Origin of the sequence: Pseudomonas sp. SORT22 (assembly GCF_018417635.1) — a bacterium.
GTDB lineage: Bacteria > Pseudomonadota > Gammaproteobacteria > Pseudomonadales > Pseudomonadaceae > Aquipseudomonas.
In genome coordinates, this window is sequence record NZ_CP071007.1 from 4,898,400 (window position 1) to 4,916,223 (window position 17,824).

General features: G+C 62.7%; 17 protein-coding genes. 6 read left to right on the forward strand and 11 right to left on the reverse strand.

The annotated features are described in order from the left end of the window. Positions 1-21: 21 nt before the first annotated feature. The 5 genes from JYG36_RS22445 (at position 22) to JYG36_RS22465 (ending at position 3,532) form a co-directional block, all read left to right on the forward strand. Positions 22-1,515, forward strand: a complete 1,494-nt coding sequence (locus tag JYG36_RS22445; RefSeq protein WP_045196344.1) for an RNA polymerase factor sigma-54 — start codon at positions 22-24, stop codon at positions 1,513-1,515. A gap of 81 nt (positions 1,516-1,596) precedes the next feature. Beyond that, complete coding sequence (hpf, locus tag JYG36_RS22450; protein ID WP_010223385.1) at positions 1,597-1,905, forward strand: ribosome hibernation-promoting factor, HPF/YfiA family; 309 nt, start codon at positions 1,597-1,599, stop codon at positions 1,903-1,905. Between the two features lie 12 nt (positions 1,906-1,917). After that, positions 1,918-2,382: a PTS IIA-like nitrogen regulatory protein PtsN gene (ptsN, locus tag JYG36_RS22455; RefSeq protein ID WP_045196342.1), complete on the forward strand. Its 465-nt coding sequence runs from the start codon at positions 1,918-1,920 to the stop codon at positions 2,380-2,382. A gap of 2 nt (positions 2,383-2,384) precedes the next feature. Then, positions 2,385-3,239 (forward strand): RNase adapter RapZ, encoded by an 855-nt coding sequence (gene rapZ, locus JYG36_RS22460; protein ID WP_045196339.1) that lies wholly within the window; start codon positions 2,385-2,387, stop codon positions 3,237-3,239. 20 nt (positions 3,240-3,259) lie between these two features. Continuing rightward, positions 3,260-3,532, forward strand: a complete 273-nt coding sequence (locus JYG36_RS22465; RefSeq protein ID WP_045196337.1) for an HPr family phosphocarrier protein — start codon at positions 3,260-3,262, stop codon at positions 3,530-3,532. A gap of 14 nt (positions 3,533-3,546) precedes the next feature. Here JYG36_RS22465 and JYG36_RS22470 read toward each other — a convergent pair whose 3' ends face one another. The 6 genes from JYG36_RS22470 to pmbA form a co-directional block, all read right to left on the reverse strand. Further along, the gene (locus tag JYG36_RS22470; protein ID WP_045196335.1) at positions 3,547-4,440 is read right to left on the reverse strand and encodes a ZIP family metal transporter; all 894 of its coding nucleotides are present in this window, start codon (positions 4,438-4,440) and stop codon (positions 3,547-3,549) included. 11 nt (positions 4,441-4,451) lie between these two features. Then, positions 4,452-5,063, reverse strand: coding sequence for a superoxide dismutase (locus JYG36_RS22475; protein ID WP_213602331.1), 612 nt, complete (start codon positions 5,061-5,063; stop codon positions 4,452-4,454). A 1-nt stretch (position 5,064) separates the two neighbouring features. After that, on the reverse strand, positions 5,065-5,526 hold the full coding sequence (locus tag JYG36_RS22480) for a DUF2753 family protein (RefSeq protein ID WP_093388174.1): 462 nt from the start codon (positions 5,524-5,526) through the stop codon (positions 5,065-5,067). Between the two features lie 27 nt (positions 5,527-5,553). Further along, entirely contained in the window at positions 5,554-6,930 is a 1,377-nt protein-coding gene (locus JYG36_RS22485) for a class II fumarate hydratase (protein WP_213602333.1), read from the reverse strand. Further along, positions 6,923-7,324: a FagA protein gene (locus JYG36_RS22490; protein ID WP_082075425.1), complete on the reverse strand. Its 402-nt coding sequence runs from the start codon at positions 7,322-7,324 to the stop codon at positions 6,923-6,925. The genes JYG36_RS22485 and JYG36_RS22490 overlap by 8 nt, the downstream gene beginning before the upstream one ends. Before the next feature lie 118 nt (positions 7,325-7,442). Next, on the reverse strand, positions 7,443-8,789 hold the full coding sequence (pmbA, locus tag JYG36_RS22495; protein ID WP_045196325.1) for a metalloprotease PmbA: 1,347 nt from the start codon (positions 8,787-8,789) through the stop codon (positions 7,443-7,445). Positions 8,790-8,897: 108 nt separating this feature from the next. Here pmbA and yjgA point away from each other — a divergent pair, with 108 nt between their 5' ends. Next, positions 8,898-9,419 carry a ribosome biogenesis factor YjgA gene (gene yjgA / locus JYG36_RS22500; RefSeq protein ID WP_045196322.1) on the forward strand — a complete coding sequence of 174 codons (522 nt, stop codon included), beginning with the start codon at positions 8,898-8,900 and terminating at the stop codon, positions 9,417-9,419. A gap of 42 nt (positions 9,420-9,461) precedes the next feature. Here the strand turns inward: yjgA and tldD are convergent, their stop codons facing one another. From tldD to JYG36_RS22525, 5 genes are all read right to left on the reverse strand, one after another. Continuing rightward, complete coding sequence (tldD, locus tag JYG36_RS22505; RefSeq protein WP_093388168.1) at positions 9,462-10,901, reverse strand: metalloprotease TldD; 1,440 nt, start codon at positions 10,899-10,901, stop codon at positions 9,462-9,464. Positions 10,902-10,903: 2 nt separating this feature from the next. Then, positions 10,904-11,755, reverse strand: coding sequence for a carbon-nitrogen hydrolase family protein (locus JYG36_RS22510; RefSeq protein WP_045196318.1), 852 nt, complete (start codon positions 11,753-11,755; stop codon positions 10,904-10,906). Between the two features lie 8 nt (positions 11,756-11,763). After that, positions 11,764-15,579, reverse strand: coding sequence for a YhdP family protein (locus JYG36_RS22515; protein ID WP_213602335.1), 3,816 nt, complete (start codon positions 15,577-15,579; stop codon positions 11,764-11,766). An 88-nt stretch (positions 15,580-15,667) separates the two neighbouring features. Then, a complete protein-coding gene (gene rng / locus JYG36_RS22520; RefSeq protein ID WP_045196314.1) occupies positions 15,668-17,125 on the reverse strand; it encodes a ribonuclease G in 1,458 nt (485 codons plus the stop codon). A gap of 80 nt (positions 17,126-17,205) precedes the next feature. Next, positions 17,206-17,808 carry a Maf family protein gene (locus JYG36_RS22525; protein WP_093388159.1) on the reverse strand — a complete coding sequence of 201 codons (603 nt, stop codon included), beginning with the start codon at positions 17,806-17,808 and terminating at the stop codon, positions 17,206-17,208. Between the last annotated feature and the right edge of the window lie 16 nt (positions 17,809-17,824).

Sequence of the window (17,824 nt, forward strand, 5' to 3'; positions counted from 1 at the left end):
ATAAGGTGTTAAGCCCCTGCCATGAAACCATCGCTCGTCCTAAGAATGGGCCAGCAACTGACGATGACCCCGCAGTTGCAACAGGCCATACGTCTGCTCCAGCTTTCTACCCTGGACCTCCAGCAGGAAATCCAGGAAGCGCTGGAATCAAACCCGATGCTCGAGCGCCAGGAAGAAGGCGACGACTTCGACAACAGCGACCCGATGGCCGACAACGCCGAGAGCAAACCCGTCGCCGACGTTCAGGAAACCAGCTTCCAGGAGACCGCCCCAACGGTGGACAACCTCGAAGAGGGCGAGTGGAACGAGCGCATCCCCAACGAGTTGCCGGTCGACACCGCCTGGGAAGACATCTACCAGACCAGCGCCAGCAGCCTGCCCAGCAACGACGATGACGAGTGGGACTTCACCACCCGCACTTCGGCTGGCGAAAGCTTGCAGAGCCACCTGCTCTGGCAGCTCAACCTGGCACCGATGTCCGACACCGACCGGCTGATCGCCGTGACCCTGATCGACTGCATCAACAACCAGGGTTATCTCGACGAAACCCTGGAAGAAGTCTGCGAATCCTTCGACCCCGAGCTCGACATCGAGCTGGATGAAGTCGAAGCCGTGCTGCACCGTATCCAGCAATTCGAACCCGCCGGCATCGGCGCGCGCAACCTCAGCGAGTGCCTGTTGCTGCAACTGCGCCAGCTGCCGCCGCGTACCCCGTGGATGGCCGAAGCCCAGCGTCTGGTCAGCGACTACATCGACCTGCTCGGCGGCCGCGACTACAGCCAGCTGATGCGCCGCATGAAGCTCAAGGAAGACGAGCTGCGCCAGGTCATCGAACTGGTACAGAGCCTCAACCCGCGCCCGGGCTCGCAAATCGAGTCCAGCGAAGCCGAATACGTGGTGCCCGACGTGATCGTGCGCAAGGACAACGAGCGCTGGCTGGTCGAACTCAACCAGGAAGCGGTCCCGCGCCTGCGGGTCAACCCGCAGTACGCCGGTTTCGTCCGTCGCGCCGACACCAGCGCCGACAACACCTTCATGCGCAACCAGTTGCAGGAGGCGCGCTGGTTCATCAAGAGCCTGCAAAGCCGCAACGAAACCCTGATGAAGGTCGCCACCCAGATCGTCGAGCACCAGCGCGGCTTCCTCGATCACGGTGACGAGGCGATGAAGCCGCTGGTGCTGCACGACATCGCCGAAGCGGTGGGCATGCACGAGTCGACCATTTCCCGGGTGACCACGCAGAAATACATGCACACGCCGCGCGGAATTTACGAGCTGAAGTACTTTTTCTCCAGCCACGTCAGCACCTCCGAAGGCGGCGAATGCTCGTCCACGGCGATCCGCGCGATCATCAAGAAACTGGTTGCAGCGGAAAATCAGAAAAAGCCATTGAGTGACAGCAAGATCGCTGGTTTACTGGAGGCACAAGGCATCCAGGTAGCACGTCGCACCGTCGCCAAGTACCGCGAGTCCCTCGGCATCGCACCGTCGAGCGAGCGCAAGCGATTGATGTAACGGCTCCTGAGGTGTGCCACCGCAGTTCAGTGGCAGGCGCAATACCTGCCTCTTATGCACCGGCAACAAAGGAGAAGCTGTATGCAAGTCAATATCAGTGGACAGCATGTAGAAGTTACTCAGCCCCTGCGTGAGTACGTCGAGCAGAAATTGAAACGACTGGAGGGGCATTTCGACAAGATTACCAATGTGACGGTAATCATGAAGGTCGAGAAGCTGCAGCAGAAGATTGAAGCGACGCTGTTCATTCCCGGCGGCGAAGTGGTTGCAAATGCCGAACACCAAGACATGTATGCAGCGATCGATGCCTTGACCGACAAGCTCGACCGCCAACTGAAAAAACACAAGGAAAAACAGCAAAGCCTGCTGCAAGGTGCAGCGGCCCGCTGATCCCCCTCATCCATGATCCGACTTGAAACCATCCTGACCCCCGGCCGTTCCCTTGTGAACGTGCCGGGCGGCAGTAAAAAGCGTGCGCTCGAACAGATCGCCAATCTGATCGGCAGAGAAGTGCCCGAGCTGGACACCCAGATCGTGTACGAAGCCTTGATCGCCCGGGAGAAACTGGGCTCCACCGGCTTCGGCAACGGCATTGCCATTCCCCACTGCCGCCTCAAGGGCTGTGAGTCGCCGGTCAGCGCGCTGCTGCACCTTGACGCCCCTATCGATTTCGACGCCATCGATGGCGCCCCGGTCGACCTGCTGTTCGTACTGCTGGTCCCGGAAGCGGCTACCGATGCGCACCTGGAGCTGCTGCGCCAGATCGCCAGCATGCTCGATAGCAAGGACGTACGCGAAAAACTGCGTGCGGCCACCAGTAACGAAGCCTTGTACCAGGTCGTACTGGACGTACAGAACGGGCATTGAACATGCGCTTGATCATCGTTAGCGGCCGGTCTGGCTCCGGCAAGAGTACCGCCCTCGATGTACTTGAGGACAACGGCTACTACTGCATCGACAACCTGCCTGCTGGCTTGCTGCCGCAACTGGCCGAAAGCGCCCTGATCAACACGGAATTGATGCAGCCCAAGGTGGCCGTTTCGATTGACGCGCGCAACTTGCCCAGCCACTTGTCGCGCTTTCCCGAGCTGCTTGAGGACGCCCGTAGCCGGCACATCCAGTGTGATGTGCTGTACCTGGATGCCGATGAAGAAACATTGCTCAAGCGCTTCTCGGAAACCCGCCGCCGCCACCCGCTGACCAACAACGAACGCTCGCTGGCCGAAGCGATCGAAGTCGAAAGCGAGCTGCTCGGGCCGATTGCCGACCTCGCCGACCTGAAGATCGATACCACCAACCTGAACCTGTATCAGTTGCGTGACTCGATCAAATTGCGCCTGCTCAACCAGCCGGAGCCCGGTACGGCCTTCCTGGTCGAATCCTTCGGTTTCAAACGCGGCATGCCGGTCGATGCCGACCTGGTGTTCGATGTGCGCTGCCTGCCCAACCCTTACTGGAAGCCGGAACTGCGCGACCATTCGGGCCTGGAGCAACCGGTGATCGATTACCTGGCTGCGCAGCCGGATGTCGAGGACATGTTCCAGGACATCTCCAGCTACCTGCTCAAGTGGTTACCGCGCTTTGCCGCCAGCAACCGTGCCTATGTCACCATTGCCATTGGCTGCACGGGTGGCCACCACCGTTCGGTGTACCTGACCGAGCGTCTGGGCCAGTTACTGCAACAATCGTTAAAGAATGTCCAGGTTCGCCACCGCGACCTCTAGCCCACAGGACCAGCGCCTCGATGCCCGCAAAAGAAATCACCATCATCAACAAGCTGGGGCTGCACGCCCGGGCAGCGGCAAAGTTCGTTGGCGTTGCGGGCAAGTTTCCCTGCCAGGTTCGCGTTGGGCGTAATCCGCAATCCCTGGTTGATGGCAAGAGCATCATGGCGGTCATGATGCTGGCGGCCGGCAAGGGCACCGCCATTCATCTGCACACCGAGGGCGAGCAGGACGATGATGCACTCAACGCCCTGATCGAACTGATCAACAATTACTTCGACGAGGGCGAGTAACCGCCCCCGTTTTCTCACGAAAGCGCCGTATCCATCACCATCATCAGGCAGAAGCCGATGCACAGGCCCAGGCTGGCTAGCCGGTGATGGCCATTGCTGCGCGACTCGGGAATGATTTCCTGGGTCACGACCAGCAACATCGCCCCGGCAGCACACGCCAAGCCCAGTGGCAGCAACAACTCTGCCACGGTCACCAGCCAGGCACACACCACCGCTGCCAGCGGCTCGACCAGACCAGAAGCCGCACCAATCAGAAACGCCTTGAAGCGGGCCATCCCCGCCCCTGCCAACACCAGGGCGATCACCAGGCCTTCCGGCACATCCTGCAGGGCAATGCCCATGGCAAGGCTGTCGGCATCGGGCATGCCACCACCGGCAGACACGCCAATGGCCATGCCTTCGGGGATGTTATGGGCAATGATGGCAATGACGAACACCCAGATCCGCGCGGCGATCACCGGTTGCTGCGGCGTGCCGACCAGGGCCTCGGGCGATGCACCGGACACCTTGAGGTCGACCAGGTACAGGCAGAAGGCCCCGAACAGCAAGCCGAAGCTGACCAAACCACCGGCGCCCCATTTACCCAGGCCAATGGCCTGGGCGGCATCCAGCCCGGGAATGATCAGCGAAAAGGCCGTGGCCGCCAGCATCACCCCGGCACCAAAGCCCAGCAAGGTATCGGCCAACGCCACTGGCATGTTGCGGATCACCAGCACCGGCACCGCGCCCAAGGCCGTACCCAGGGCGCACAGCGCACCGCCTTCGAGCGCCCGTAACATGCGCGGCTCCAGGTCCAGCCAGGCGATACCCTGGGCCACCAGCAGGGCGAAGCCGACCAGCAGCAACAGGGTACCGAGCGCCAGGCGAAACAGCCGCACGCCGGCAATCGACATTACATCCGAACGCATTGCGCTGCGACTCACACAAGCGCAGCTGCGTAACGACGCTCTACCTCGGACCAGTCGATCACGTTGTAGAAGGCGTTGATGTATTCCGGACGACGGTTCTGGTACAGCAGATAGTAAGCATGCTCCCAGACGTCCAGGCCGAGGATTGGCGTATTGCCGGTCATCAGCGGGCTGTCCTGATTACCACTGCTTTCAACCACCAGGGTCTTGGCCGGGGTCACGCTCAGCCAGGCCCAGCCGCTGCCAAAGCGAGTCAGCGCAGCCTTGGTGAAGGCGTCCTTGAACGCCTCGAAGCCACCCAATTGCTCATCAATGGCCTTGGCCACAGCGCCTTGTGGCAGGCCACCGCCCTGGGGCGACATCACGGTCCAGAACAGCGAATGGTTGGCGTGACCGCCGCCCTGGTTGATTACCGCGTTGTGCAATTTTTCCGGAAGTTGCTTGACGCTGGCCACCAGTTTTTCCACCGGCCACTCGGCATACTCGCTGCCTTCGACCGCCGCGTTGAGGTTGTTGATGTAAGTCTGGTGGTGCTTGCTGTGGTGAATCTGCATGGTCTGGGTATCGATGTGCGGTTCCAGCGCATCGTAGGCGTAAGGCAATGCAGGCAAGGTATAAGGCATATCACTGGATTCCATATTGTAGGACTGAAGGCGCGGCGCTTTCCTGGCCGGCATGCAGGGCCGGCTGCGGCTCGTGCCGGTAGAGCAGACGTTCGGTACGGGGGTACTGGCCGTACTCGCTGATGAAGCTCAGCAACTCGGTGTAGGTCTTGCTGCTGTGGCGCAACGCAGCTTCGCGCAGTATCGGCGCCATGCGCGGGTCCTGGGCGGTCTGCAACAACCGCTGGTGAATGGCGCACAGGTACTCGGCGCTTTCCTGCGGCTGATTCAGCCGCAGGTGCAGGTCAGCCAGGTTGTGGTGGGCGATGACGCACACGGCCACCGCTTCGTCGGCGTCATGCCAGCGTTCGAACAACACCTGGGCAAGCGCCAGGGCTTGCAGATACAACTCGCGGGCATCGACCAACTCGCCCTGTTCGAACAGGCGGTTGGCAATTTCGGTGGTGCGTTTCCAGTGCTGCATGACAAACCTCCAGAGCGGTGGGCCGGCTCAGATCCCGCCGGCGGTGAGCTTTTCCGGATCGAGCAGCGCTTCAAGCTGGCTGCGCGGCAGGTCGGTGTTTTCGAGGGCTACGTCGATAATCGGGCGGGCTTGCTTGTAAGCGGTCTTGGCGATTTCGGCAGCCTTCTGGTAGCCGATGATCGGGTTCAGGGCAGTGACCAGAATCGGGTTGCGCGCCAGGGCTTCCTTGAGCTTGGGTTCATTGACCGTGAAGCTGGCAATCGCCTTGTCGGCCAGCAAGCGGCTGGCATTGGCCATCAGCTCGATGCTGCTGAGCAGGTTCTGGGCAATAATCGGCAGCATCACGTTGAGTTCGAAGTTGCCCGACTGCCCGGCCACGGCGATGGTCGCGTCGTTGCCGATCACCTGCGCGGCGACCATGGCAGTCGCTTCCGGGATTACCGGGTTGACCTTGCCTGGCATGATCGAAGAGCCCGGCTGCAAGCCTTCGAGCTCGATTTCGCCCAGGCCGGCCAGCGGCCCGGAGTTCATCCAGCGCAGGTCGTTGGCGATTTTCATCAGTGCCACAGCGGTGGTCTTGAGCTGGCCGGATACCGCCACAGCGGTGTCTTGCGAACCAATCAAGGCGAACAGGTTGTGCCCCGGAACAAATTCGACGCCGGTAAGCGCTGTCAGTTGCTGGCTGAAGCGCGCAGCGAACTCAGGATGGGCATTGATGCCAGTGCCCACGGCGGTGCCGCCCTGGGCCAGGGCTTGCAGGCTTGGCAAGGTGGCTTGCAGATGAGCAATGGCCGCCTTGACTTGCGCCGACCATCCACCCAGCACCTGGCTCATGCGCACCGGCATGGCATCCATCAGGTGGGTGCGGCCGGTCTTGATGAACGGATGCACCTGCTCGGCCTTGGCGTCGATCACCTTGACCAGATGCTGCAGCGCCGGCAGCAACTGCTCGTGCAGGGCCAGCGCGGCACTGACATGAATGGTGGTGGGGATAATGTCGTTGCTGCTTTGCCCGCAGTTGACGTGATCGTTGGGGTTGACCGTATCGCCCAGCACGCGGCTGGCCAGGGTCGCGATCACCTCGTTGGCGTTCATGTTCGAACTGGTACCGGAGCCGGTCTGGAAGATATCCACCGGGAAATGCTGCATGAAGTCAGCGGCCAGCAACTGCTCCACGGCTTTGACGATCGCCTCGCCGCGGGCCTGCTCCAGTTGCTTGAGCTCGATATTGGCCTTGGCCGCAGCAGCCTTGGCCAGCAGTAGTGCGCGAATGAACTGGGTCGGCATGCGTTGCTGGCTGATCGGGAAGTTGTTTACCGCGCGCTGGGTCTGGGCGCCATACAGGGCCTCGGCTGGCACCAGCAGTTCACCCATGCTGTCGCGCTCGATACGGGTATTACTCATCATCAAGTCCTTGCATCAGTTCATCGTAGGAAATCGAAGGCAGCAGTACGCAGTTCGCCAGTTGCAGGGCGAAGGGCTGCCAGCGCTGGTTGTTTTCGCGCCGATCGAGGTTGCGCAGCTCCAGCAGCGGCCGCCAGGCCTGGTCCAGGCACAGGCAGCGCCAATGCCAGGGCAGCGCGCGATCGCAGGCGGTGTCCAGCAGCAGGCGGAATGAAGTCAAGGCGATGGTCCAGGCGCTGGTATCGGTGCAACACACCAGGTAACGGCCTTCGGTGAGGTAGTGCTCGATCAGGCGCGGCTCGTCCGGATCGAGTGCACAGCGAATGCGCCGGCTCAGCCAGCGCCAGTTTTCCAGGTAGGGCAATTCGTGGAGGACTGGTTTCATGAACATCATCGCCTAGATAATGATATTCATTATTAAGTGATAATCAGAATCAGTTCAACAAAATGAAAAAAGAAAAACAAAAAGCCCGACACATGGCCGGGCTTCGAAGGGGGAGCAACACCGGGCGTTAACTGCCCGCGACGGTCATCCGCTCGATCAGCACCGAGCCTGTGTGAATATTGCTGCGGGTTTCCAGATCATTACCAATCGCGACAATTTGCTGGAACATATCCTTCATATTACCGGCGATCGTCACTTCCTGAACGGCGAACTGAATCTCGCCGTTTTCTACCCAGTAGCCTGCAGCACCGCGCGAGTAGTCGCCGGTGACCATGTTCAGACCATGGCCCATCAGCTCGGTAACCAGCAGTCCACGACCCATGCGCCGCAGCAGGGCAGCCTGGTCTTCGACCCCATGGGTGACGAACAGGTTGTGCACGCCGCCGGCGTTGGCGGTGCTCGGCAAGCCCAGCTTGCGCCCGGAATAGGTACCCAGCACGTAGGACACCAGTTGGCCGTTTTCAACGAATGGCTTGGCATAGGTGGCCAGGCCGTCACCATCGAACGCGGCGCTGCCCAGGGCACGCTGCAGGTGCGGGCGCTCGTCCAGGGTCAGCCAGGTCGGGAACAGCCGTTGGCCCATGGCACCATCGAGGAACGAAGACTTGCGGTACAGGTTGCCGCCGGAAATCGCCGAAAGGAAGCTGCCGAACAGCCCCCCTGCCAGCTCGGCCGAGAACAGTACCGGCACTTCACAGGTGGGTACCGGACGCGCGCCCAGGCGGCTGGCTGCCCGTTGCGCAGCGCGGATACCGATGCTGCGCGGGTCGGCGAGCAATTCGCCCTGGCGATTGACGTCATACCAGTAGTCGCGCTGCATCTGCCCGTCGGCTTCGGCAATCATCACGCAGCTCAGGCTGTGCCGGGTCGAAGCGTAGCCGCCGATAAAGCCATGGCTGTTGCCATACACGCGACAGCCCTGGTGGGTGTTGAGGGTGGTGCCGTCGGCGTTCTTGATCCGCGCATCGGCATCGAAAGCTGCGGCTTCGCACTCCAGGGCCTTTTCGATGGCCTGCTCAGGGGTGATGTCCCAGGCATGATAGAGGTCGAAATCCGCCTGCTCGCGGGCCATCAGCGCCGGATCGGCAAGCCCGGCGCACTCGTCTTCGGAAGTGTGCTTGGCAATTGCCAGGGCGGCGGCGACGGTTTCCCGGATCGCCTCGCTGCCGCTGGCCGAGGTGCTCGCCGAGCCTTTGCGCTGGCCCACGTACAAGGTGATGCCAAAACCCTGGTCACGGTTGAATTCGACGGTCTCGACTTCACGCTGGCGCACCGAAGTCGACAACCCCTGCTCCAGCGATACCGCCACTTCGCAGGCGCTGGCACCCTGGCGCCGGGCTTCGGCAATGATCTGTTCGACCTGTTCCTGCAACGCCGGCAGGGCCTGCGGACCTACGCTCTGGACTGCACTCATGGTTTTCTCCACTCAAATTCTGCGTTCGGCGCGGGTCAATCTACGACCGGACCGGACAAGCGGCCCCCGACTGGTTATCATGGCGGCGATTCTCAGCGGACTGCCCCCATGGTTGATTCTTACGACACCGCCTTTGACGGCGAAAAAAGCAAAACCCAGGTCAAGCGCGAAATGCAGGCGCTGGTCGAGATGGGCGAGCGCCTTACCTTGCTCAAGCCCGATACCCTGGCCAAACTGCCGTTGACCGACGAGTTGCGCGCGGCCCTGGAAGAGCACAAGCGGCACACCGCGAACGAGGCCAAACGGCGTCACAAGTCGTTCATCGGCAAGCTGATGCGCGACCAGGACATCGACGCGATCAATGCCCTGCTTGACCAGCTCGACGCCTCCTCGCGCCAATACAACGAGCGCTTCCACAACCTTGAGCGCTGGCGTGACCGGCTGATCGATGGTACCGACGAGGTCCTGGAGAAGTTCGTCCAGGAATACCCCGATGCCGATCGCCAGCAACTGCGCTCGCTGATCCGCCAGGCCCAGCACGAGCTGGCGCGCAACAAGCCGCCAAGCGCGAGCCGCAAGATCTTCAAGTACATCCGCGAACTCGACGAGGTCCAACGCGGCCTGCGTTGAACCCCGCACACGGGCAGGCGCCCTGCCTGCCCGGTTTCATCTTCAAGCGCCGGTGCCACCGACGGTGATCGCATCGATCTTCAGGGTCGGCTGGCCAACGCCTACCGGCACCGACTGACCATCCTTGCCGCATGTACCGACACCGCTGTCCAGCGACAGGTCGTTGCCGACCATCGATACCCGGCTCATGGCTTCCGGCCCGTTGCCGATCAGGGTTGCGCCTTTGACCGGCGCGGTAATCTTGCCGTCTTCGATCAGGTACGCCTCACTGGTGGAGAACACGAACTTGCCGCTGGTGATGTCCACCTGGCCACCGCCGAGGTTGGCGCAGTAAATACCCCTTTTCACCGAGGCAATGATTTCTGCCGGGTCGCTTTCGCCGGCACGCATGTAGGTGTTGGTCATGCGCGGCATCGGCAGGTGCGCGTAGGATTCGCGTCGGCCGTTGCCGGTGCGGGCCATGCCCATCAGGCGGGCGTTGAGCTTGTCCTGCATGTAGCCCTTGAGGATGCCGTTCTCGATCAGCGTGGTGCACTCGGTCGGGGTACCTTCGTCATCGACGCTCAGTGATCCGCGACGACCTTCCAGGGTGCCGTCATCGACAATGGTGCACAGGCTCGAAGCCACCTTCTCGCCCATGTGGCCGCTGTAGGCCGAACTGCCCTTGCGGTTGAAATCACCCTCCAGGCCATGGCCGACCGCTTCGTGCAGCAATACGCCCGACCAGCCGGAGCCGAGCACCACCGGCAGGGTACCGGCCGGCGCCGGGATGGCTTCGAGGTTGACCAGCGCCTGGCGCAGGGCCTCACGGGCATAGCCCATGACCCGTTCGTCGGTGAAATAGCGGTAGTCGGTACGCCCGCCGCCACCGTGACCGCCGCGCTCGCGACGGCCGTTCTGCTCGACGATGACACTGACGTTGAAACGCACCAGCGGGCGAATGTCGGCGGCCAGGCTGCCATCGGCGGCGGCGACCAGGATGCGCTCCCAGACCCCGGCCATGCTCACGGTGACTTGCTGGATACGCGGATCGAGCTTGCGCGTGGCGGCGTCGACACGCTTGAGCAGCTCGACCTTGTCGGCTCGGCTGATGACCTCAAGCGGATTGTCGGTGCCATACAGCTGGGTAACGTCCTGGCTGTTGAACGCCTGCACGCTGCCGTTCTGCCCGGCACGGGAAATCGAGCGCGCGGCGCGGGCCGCCGAGGTCAGGGCTTCGAGGTTGATGGCGTTGCTGTAGGCAAAACCGGTCTTCTCGCCGGACTGGGCACGTACGCCCACGCCCTGGTCGAGGTTGAAACTGCCTTCTTTGACGATGCCGTCTTCCAGCGCCCAGGATTCGGAAATCTGCCCCTGGAAGTACAGGTCGGCGGCATCGATGCCTGGCCCGGCCAGCTCGCCCAGCACTGACTGCAGGCTGTCGAGGGTCAGGCCGCCCGGCGCCAGCAGGTGTTCGCTGACAGTGGATAACATCTCGCTCATAGTCACTCCGAGGTGTGCGCAGGCCGCAAGGCGTCCTGCGAGAAAAAGCGCCGGTGCAAGGTCACCGGCATCCGCGCCCGGATGGACGCCTGTTCGCTGCTGTCACGTTCGCCCAGCAGCACGGCTTCGCCGCTGGCCTGTTCGGCGACGATGCGCCCCCAGGGGTCGACGATCGCCGCATGGCCATAGGTTTCCCGGGGCCCCGGGTGAGTTCCGCCCTGGGCCGCGGCCAGGACATAACACTGGGTTTCAATCGCCCGCGCGCGAATCAACACTTCCCAGTGCGCGGCACCGGTCACGGCGGTGAAGGCCGACGGCGCACTGATCAGCTCAGCCCCGGCCTCGCGCAGCGCGCTGTACAGCTCGGGGAAGCGCAGGTCATAGCAGACGCTCAGGCCCAGGCGCCCGACCGGGGTATCGGCGACCACTACCTGGCCGCCATGGGCGTAGTCATCGGATTCGCGATAGCGGCCACGGTTATCGGCGACATCGACATCGAACAGGTGCAGCTTGTCGTAGCGCGCCACCTGCTCACCGTGCTCATCGATCAGCAACGAGCAGGCATGGGCCTTGGCTTCGGCCTGGCCGACCGGCGGCAGCGGCAAGGTCCCGGCCACTATCCATAACTTGAGGTCACGGGCGGTCTGTTTCAACCAGGGCAGGATCGGGCCTTCGCCCAGCGCTTCGGCGCGGCCGATTGCGGCGCTGTCGCGCCGGCCCATGGCAGCGAAGTTCTCCGGCAGCACGGCAAGCCGTGCACCGCCTGCGGCTGCCTGCTCAAGCAGTTGCCGGGCGCGCACCAGGTTGGCCAGAACGTCGCTCTGGCTGACCATCTGGATAACCGCTGACTTCATCCCGGCTCCTAGCGTGATTTTTCGAAAGGTTTGATAAAGCTTATCTTAGGCTCTTTCCACGGACCCTCGACGCGATAATGCACGCTGGCGTAGCGCGCCACCCGGTCGCCGAGCAGGCGATCAACCAGGAACAGCGCCCCGCCGATGGCCGGCGCACCGACGATCAGCGCGGCAATCGGCAGGTTGTTGGTCACCGGCAGGGTCACCAGCAGGTTGGCGTCGACCCGGTCACGGACCATATCCAGGGTGCCGTCCAGCTCAAGGTTGCTGGAGGGGCCGGTGACGGTGATCGGTTCGCGGGTCACATACACCCCTTCACTGGCCACCAGCAGGCCTTTGACCCGGTCGTAGCTCAGGCCCTTGTCGAGCAGGTCGGAGAAGTCCAGACGCAGGCGCCGGCCAATCGAGTTGAAGTTGAGCAGACCGAACACGCGCAGGGCCTGGGCGCCACCTTCGACTTCGACGAACTGGCCTTTGCGCAAGGCGGCATCGAGGCTGCCGGAGAAGCGCTTGAGGCCGACCCAGGCTGGCGAGCCGGGCCAGCGGCCGTCGACATCCAGGCGAAAGTCCCGGCTGGTGACGGTTGGCGCAAAATTGAAAGCCTTGAGGATGTCCGCCAGGTTCTTGCCTTCCAGACGGCCCTTGTACCAACTGCTGCTCGCCCCTGGCGCCCCTTCCCAACCGCCATTACCGTCGATCTGCAGGCCTTTGACACTGACATCGAGGTCATTGAGGGCGATGCCCTTGGCAGTCGGACGAACTTTGACCGCCCAACTGCCGAGCAGGTCATCGCCACGGAACAGCTTGTCGATGGAAAGATCAACGGCCGGAATCTTGCGCGGATCAATACTGGCCATCGGGTCCGGGCCGTCATCGGAAGACGCTTCGGCGGGGTCGGCGGCCGGCAGGTGAATGGTCTGCAGGTTAATCACCATTGGCGCGCCCTTGGCATCCGGGATCCGCGCATTACCGATGACTTCCTTGCTGTCCAGGCGCACGACCCAGAGGTTGCCACCGCGATCGACACGCACCACCGCCTGCGCCAGGTTCAGGCCAAAGCCCTTGAGCTGGCCAATACTCAGGTCGACGCCACGCAGCGTCTGCTTGGCACTGCCACCCGGGTCGTTGCCGGCAAAGCGCTCGAACTGCTTCTGCCAGGGCTCCAGGTCCAGCTCGGCCAGGCGACCGCGCACACGCAGGCCCTGGCCAGGCGGCAACTGTGCGGTACCGGCGCCGAACAGCAGTTCACCGCGGCCCTGGTCGAGCTTGTCCATGGGCGCGGCGTAGATGGCCTTGGCAACGTCGGCATAAGTGACATTAAAGCGCCGCTCCGGCCCCTGCAGGCCCATGCTGAACTGGCTGTTGCGGGTCTCGTTGGCGGCCTTGCCGAACGGCGCGGGCAAATCCACCGCCAGGCCCTTGAGGCTGGAATCGACAGTCAAGGTGTTGTCGCGGCTGCCCAGGCTGACCTGCAACTGGTAAGGCAGCTCCCCGGAAAGCGGCAGGGCCTGTTTGACCTGCAGCCAGTCGGTCAGTGACTTGAGCGGCATCTGCCCTTTGGCGTTGATGCGGGTCTGCATCTGCCCGGGCTTGCCTTCGGCAAAGATCTGCGCGGTGATCGGCTTGTCGAAAGCCCGCGCACTGATGTTCTCGCCGCTCAAGCCTTTGTCGAAGTCAAAGCGCAAGTCACCCTTGAGCTGATGGAGTTCCAGGGCAGGTGAAGCGATCTTCAGCCGTGCATCGCGAACATTGAAGTCAACGACCACCTTGGGTTGCTGGCCTTTGGCCAGGGGAATATCCAGCTTGAGCTTGCCCTTGAGATCGCCCTCGCCCTCCCAGCCGGCAAACATCGGCCCGGTGCCGATAGGCGCGTCCTGGAGGATCTTCAGGCCGTCGCCAAGCCCGCCGTCAAATTCGCCGTCCAGGTACAGGTGATTGTGTTCACCGGCGGCAACATGGGGAATGTTGACCTCGACGTTGCGTACCTGAGTATTGAGTAACTGTCCGCTTTGCGCCTTGATGCGCACACCATCGTCGTCGATAAACACGTCACCGGCGACTTTCTGCACCTGAGGCCAGCCGGGCTGAAAATCCAGGGCGGCGTCATGGACTTTGAAGAACAGGCTGATACTGCGGGCCTGCTCCGAGGCGCCGTGGTTGAGCGAGCCCTGGTACTGGAAGTAACCCTCATCGACCGCGCCCTTGAGGATCGCCGTGCGCAGCCATTCATCCAGCGCCGGGCTTAGTACTTCGGGCAGGTACTTGGCGGTGTAGCGGCCATCGCCGTCGACCAGGCCGACGCGCAGGTCCATGTAGTCTTCACGGGTTTCATCGAACAGCAGGCGAATGAGGAAGTCGCCGGCAATCTTGCCCTCCTCGCCCAGCACCTTCAGGTACGGCGCGATCAGGGTGAAGCCTTCCTGGTCCAGGCGCCAGGTCAGGCGTGCGTTGGCTTTCTGGTAATGCCAGGGTTTCTCGAAGATCGGGTACAGGTGCAGCATGAAGGCATCGGTATCCAGGCGCAGTTCGCCCTGGCCGAGGTCACCGCTGATACTGCCGCTGACATTACCGGCAGCCGGTGCACCGTGATAGGCGTCAAAGCCAACCCGCTCAAGGTTGGCAGCAAAACTCAGGCGCTGGTCGCCGGTGGCTTTAGGCCGCACATCCAGGCGCACGTTACGCAAGGCCCCGGTGACCTTGAGGCCATCGACCACGGCCATGAGTTTTTCCGGCAGCGGCGCCAGGGCGTCGATCAGCGGCGTAACCGGGGTCAGGTCGAGACGGTCGGCCTGGATCGCCCAGGTTTCCTCGCTCGACTCGGTCGCGGCCGTCTGCTTGAGCTGCACATGGGATTCCCAGCGGGTCTTGCCCAGGCTCATGGCCAGCGAGTCGACCAGCACCTCCAGGCCCTTGTCGCCGCGCTGGAACCAGGCATTGAGGGCCAGGTTGTCAATCTGCACGGGCTTGCGTTCGGCATGATTGCCGCGCAGCTCTGGCGCATTCAGGCGCACCACCGCGCTTTGCAACTGGCCCTTGCCCCAGTTCAGCCACAGCTCGCCACCGGCGCGCAGCTCAGTGGCCTGCCACTGGCCCAGCAGGCGTGGCGGCAGCCAGCGCGCCCAGTCGCTTTGCGGCAGGCTCAGGTAGGCATCGATTTCACCGTCGCGCCACTGGCTGGGGCGAATCCGGCTGCGCAGGCTCATCGCCAGTGGCTGGCCATCGGGCAGGGTCAGCCGCGCGTCCAGGCGCTGGCGCACACTGCCGGTCTGCAGGCCGAGGCTGACGTAGGTGAGGGTCATGGGTTCGCGCTGGAACGGCTCCAGAGTCACCTGGCTGTCGACCACGGTGACTTTCGACACCACCTGGATCTGCTTGAGCAGTTGCTCGGGGTCGAGTGGTTTGTCGTCTTTTTTCGGCAGGCCTTCCAGGGCCCAGGCGCCGTTCTGGTCCTCGCGCAGGCTCAGTTGCAGGCCGCCAACTTCGAGGTTGGCCAGGCGCACCTGGCGCTCGACCAGGCTGGCCCACAGGTCCGGCACCAGCCTGACGCCGTCCAGGCGCAGGGCACTGGGCCCTTCGCCGACCTGGATATCGCGTACCCGCACGATCGGCGCCAGGCCGCTCCAGTGCCCTTCCAGGGCACCGATATGCACCGGCAGGCCCAAGGCTTGCTCGGCCTTGTCCTCGACCTCGGCACGGTACTCGGCCACCAGCGGGATGAACTGCCGGCCGAGACTGACATAAAGCGCCACCAACACCGCCAGCAAGGCACTGATGCCCAACCCCCAGCGGGTCAAGGCGCCGAGAACGCGCATCAGTCGTTCCATGCCTGTGGCCCTCCAGATCGTGCCTTAACTATGGCCGCAACCCGGCGGTTTGCCAGCCGGCGCACTGCGCAATGTTGTTCAGACCGAGTCAGAGGAGCACCACATCATATTGTTCCTGGGAATACATGGACTCGACCTGGAAGCGAATGGTTCGACCAATGAAGGCTTCAAGTTCGGCAACGTTACCCGATTCTTCATCCAGCAGGCGGTCGACCACTTTCTGGTTGGCCAGCACCCGGTAGCCTTCAGCCTGGTAGGCGCGGGCTTCGCGGAGGATCTCGCGGAAAATTTCGTAACAGACGGTCTCGGGGGTTTTCAGCTTGCCCCGGCCCTGGCAGCAATAGCAGGGCTCACAGAGTACCTGCTCGAGGCTTTCGCGGGTGCGCTTGCGGGTCATCTGCACCAGGCCCAGCTCGGTGATGCCGATGATGTTGGTCTTGGCGTGGTCGCGCTCCAGCTGTTTTTCCAGGGTCCGCAGTACCTGGCGCTGGTGCTCTTCATCTTCCATGTCGATGAAGTCAATGATGATGATCCCGCCGATATTGCGCAGGCGCAGTTGCCGGGCAATGGCGGTGGCCGCCTCGAGGTTGGTTTTGAAGATGGTCTCTTCAAGATTGCGGTGGCCGACAAAAGCCCCGGTATTGACGTCGATGGTGGTCATCGCCTCGGCCGGGTCGACTACCAGGTAACCGCCGGATTTGAGCGGCACCTTGCGGTCCAGGGCGCGCTGGATCTCGTCTTCGACGCCGTAGAGGTCGAAGATCGGTCGCTCGCCCGGGTAGTGTTCCAGACGATCGGCGATTTCCGGCATCAATTCGGCGACAAACTGCGTGGTTTTCTGAAATGTTTCCCGCGAATCGATGCGGATCTTCTCGATTTTCGGGTTAACCAGATCGCGCAGAGTGCGCAGGGCCAGGCCGAGGTCTTCGTAGATTTCGGTCGGCGCGCCAACGGTCTTGATCTGCGCGCCGATCTGCTCCCAGAGCCTGCGCAGGTAGCGGATGTCCATGAGGATTTCATCGGCCCCGGCGCCTTCGGCGGCGGTACGCAGGATGAAACCACCGGCATCCTGGATATTTTCCTGGGCGATGCAGTCAGTCACCACCTGCTTGAGGCGCTCGCGTTCGGCTTCGTCTTCGATCTTCAGCGAAATACCGACATGACTGGTGCGCGGCATGTACACCAGGTACCGCGACGGGATCGACAGCTGGGTGGTCAGGCGCGCGCCCTTGGAGCCGATCGGGTCCTTGGTCACCTGCACCACCAGGCTCTGGCCTTCGTGCACCAGGGCGCTGATGCTCTCGACCGACGAGCCTTCGCGCAGGGAGATTTCCGAGGCGTGGATGAACGCCGCACGGTCCAGGCCGATGTCGACGAAGGCCGCCTGCATGCCCGGCAGTACCCGCACCACCTTGCCTTTGTAGATGTTGCCGACGATGCCACGGCGCTGGGTGCGCTCGACATGCACCTCCTGCAGTACACCGTTCTCCACCACCGCCACGCGTGATTCCATCGGTGTGATGTTGATCAGAATCTCTTCACTCATGGCAGGCTCTCGTCAAAGGACTTCAGTAATCATGGATCGCTCGCGGGCGACTGGCTAGGGCAGTTCTGGCTAATCCTCGCTCAACAGGCCGGCAGACGCTGCCAGCAGGGGATGGCGAATTGACCGAGCAGTTCGGCGGTTTCGTTCAAGGGCAGGCCGACCACGGCCGAATAGCTGCCTTCAAGGCGCTGCACGAACACCGCCCCCAGGCCCTGAATGGCGTAGCTTCCGGCCTTGTCGGCAGGTTCGCCGCTGGCCCAGTAGGCCTCGGCTTCCTCGGCACTGATGGGGCGAAACCGCACACGGCTTGTGACATTGACGCTCAGGCAACGCTGATGATCGGCCACGGCCACCGCCGTCATTACCTGGTGCTCGTGCCCGGACAGGGCTGCCAGCATGGCCAGGGCATCTTCGCGGTTTTGCGGTTTACCGAGAATTCGACCTTCGAGCACCACGGCGGTATCGGCGCCCAGCACTGCTACCGGGCCCTCGCTACCTTCGGGTAGTGACGCAAGGCCAGCGCACGCTTTCTCCCGCGCCAGACGCTCGACGTAAGCTGCTGCAGCCTCTGCGGGCAGCGGCGTCTCGTCGATCGCGGCACTGAGCGAAGTAAAGGGAACACCGATCTGGGTCAGCAACTCACGGCGGCGTGGCGAGCCAGAGGCCAGGTACAGCAGGGTCATCTTGACGTCTCCCTGT

Excerpts from the sequence above, each read along its gene's own strand:
- JYG36_RS22445 (WP_045196344.1), top strand. The coding sequence starts at position 22 with ATGAAACCATCGCTCGTCCTAAGAATGGGCCAGCAACTGACGATGACC.
- JYG36_RS22470 (WP_045196335.1), bottom strand. The coding sequence starts at position 4,440 with ATGCGTTCGGATGTAATGTCGATTGCCGGCGTGCGGCTGTTTCGCCTG.
- JYG36_RS22465 (WP_045196337.1), top strand. The coding sequence starts at position 3,260 with ATGCCCGCAAAAGAAATCACCATCATCAACAAGCTGGGGCTGCACGCC.
- JYG36_RS22515 (WP_213602335.1), bottom strand. The coding sequence starts at position 15,579 with ATGGAACGACTGATGCGCGTTCTCGGCGCCTTGACCCGCTGGGGGTTG.
- JYG36_RS22525 (WP_093388159.1), bottom strand. The coding sequence starts at position 17,808 with ATGACCCTGCTGTACCTGGCCTCTGGCTCGCCACGCCGCCGTGAGTTG.
- rng (WP_045196314.1), bottom strand. The coding sequence starts at position 17,125 with ATGAGTGAAGAGATTCTGATCAACATCACACCGATGGAATCACGCGTG.
- JYG36_RS22480 (WP_093388174.1), bottom strand. The coding sequence starts at position 5,526 with ATGCAGCACTGGAAACGCACCACCGAAATTGCCAACCGCCTGTTCGAA.
- JYG36_RS22490 (WP_082075425.1), bottom strand. The coding sequence starts at position 7,324 with ATGATGTTCATGAAACCAGTCCTCCACGAATTGCCCTACCTGGAAAAC.
- JYG36_RS22510 (WP_045196318.1), bottom strand. The coding sequence starts at position 11,755 with ATGAAGTCAGCGGTTATCCAGATGGTCAGCCAGAGCGACGTTCTGGCC.
- pmbA (WP_045196325.1), bottom strand. The coding sequence starts at position 8,789 with ATGAGTGCAGTCCAGAGCGTAGGTCCGCAGGCCCTGCCGGCGTTGCAG.
- JYG36_RS22485 (WP_213602333.1), bottom strand. The coding sequence starts at position 6,930 with ATGAGTAATACCCGTATCGAGCGCGACAGCATGGGTGAACTGCTGGTG.
- tldD (WP_093388168.1), bottom strand. The coding sequence starts at position 10,901 with ATGAGCGAGATGTTATCCACTGTCAGCGAACACCTGCTGGCGCCGGGC.
- rapZ (WP_045196339.1), top strand. The coding sequence starts at position 2,385 with ATGCGCTTGATCATCGTTAGCGGCCGGTCTGGCTCCGGCAAGAGTACC.
- JYG36_RS22475 (WP_213602331.1), bottom strand. The coding sequence starts at position 5,063 with ATGCCTTATACCTTGCCTGCATTGCCTTACGCCTACGATGCGCTGGAA.
- ptsN (WP_045196342.1), top strand. The coding sequence starts at position 1,918 with ATGATCCGACTTGAAACCATCCTGACCCCCGGCCGTTCCCTTGTGAAC.
- yjgA (WP_045196322.1), top strand. The coding sequence starts at position 8,898 with ATGGTTGATTCTTACGACACCGCCTTTGACGGCGAAAAAAGCAAAACC.
- hpf (WP_010223385.1), top strand. The coding sequence starts at position 1,597 with ATGCAAGTCAATATCAGTGGACAGCATGTAGAAGTTACTCAGCCCCTG.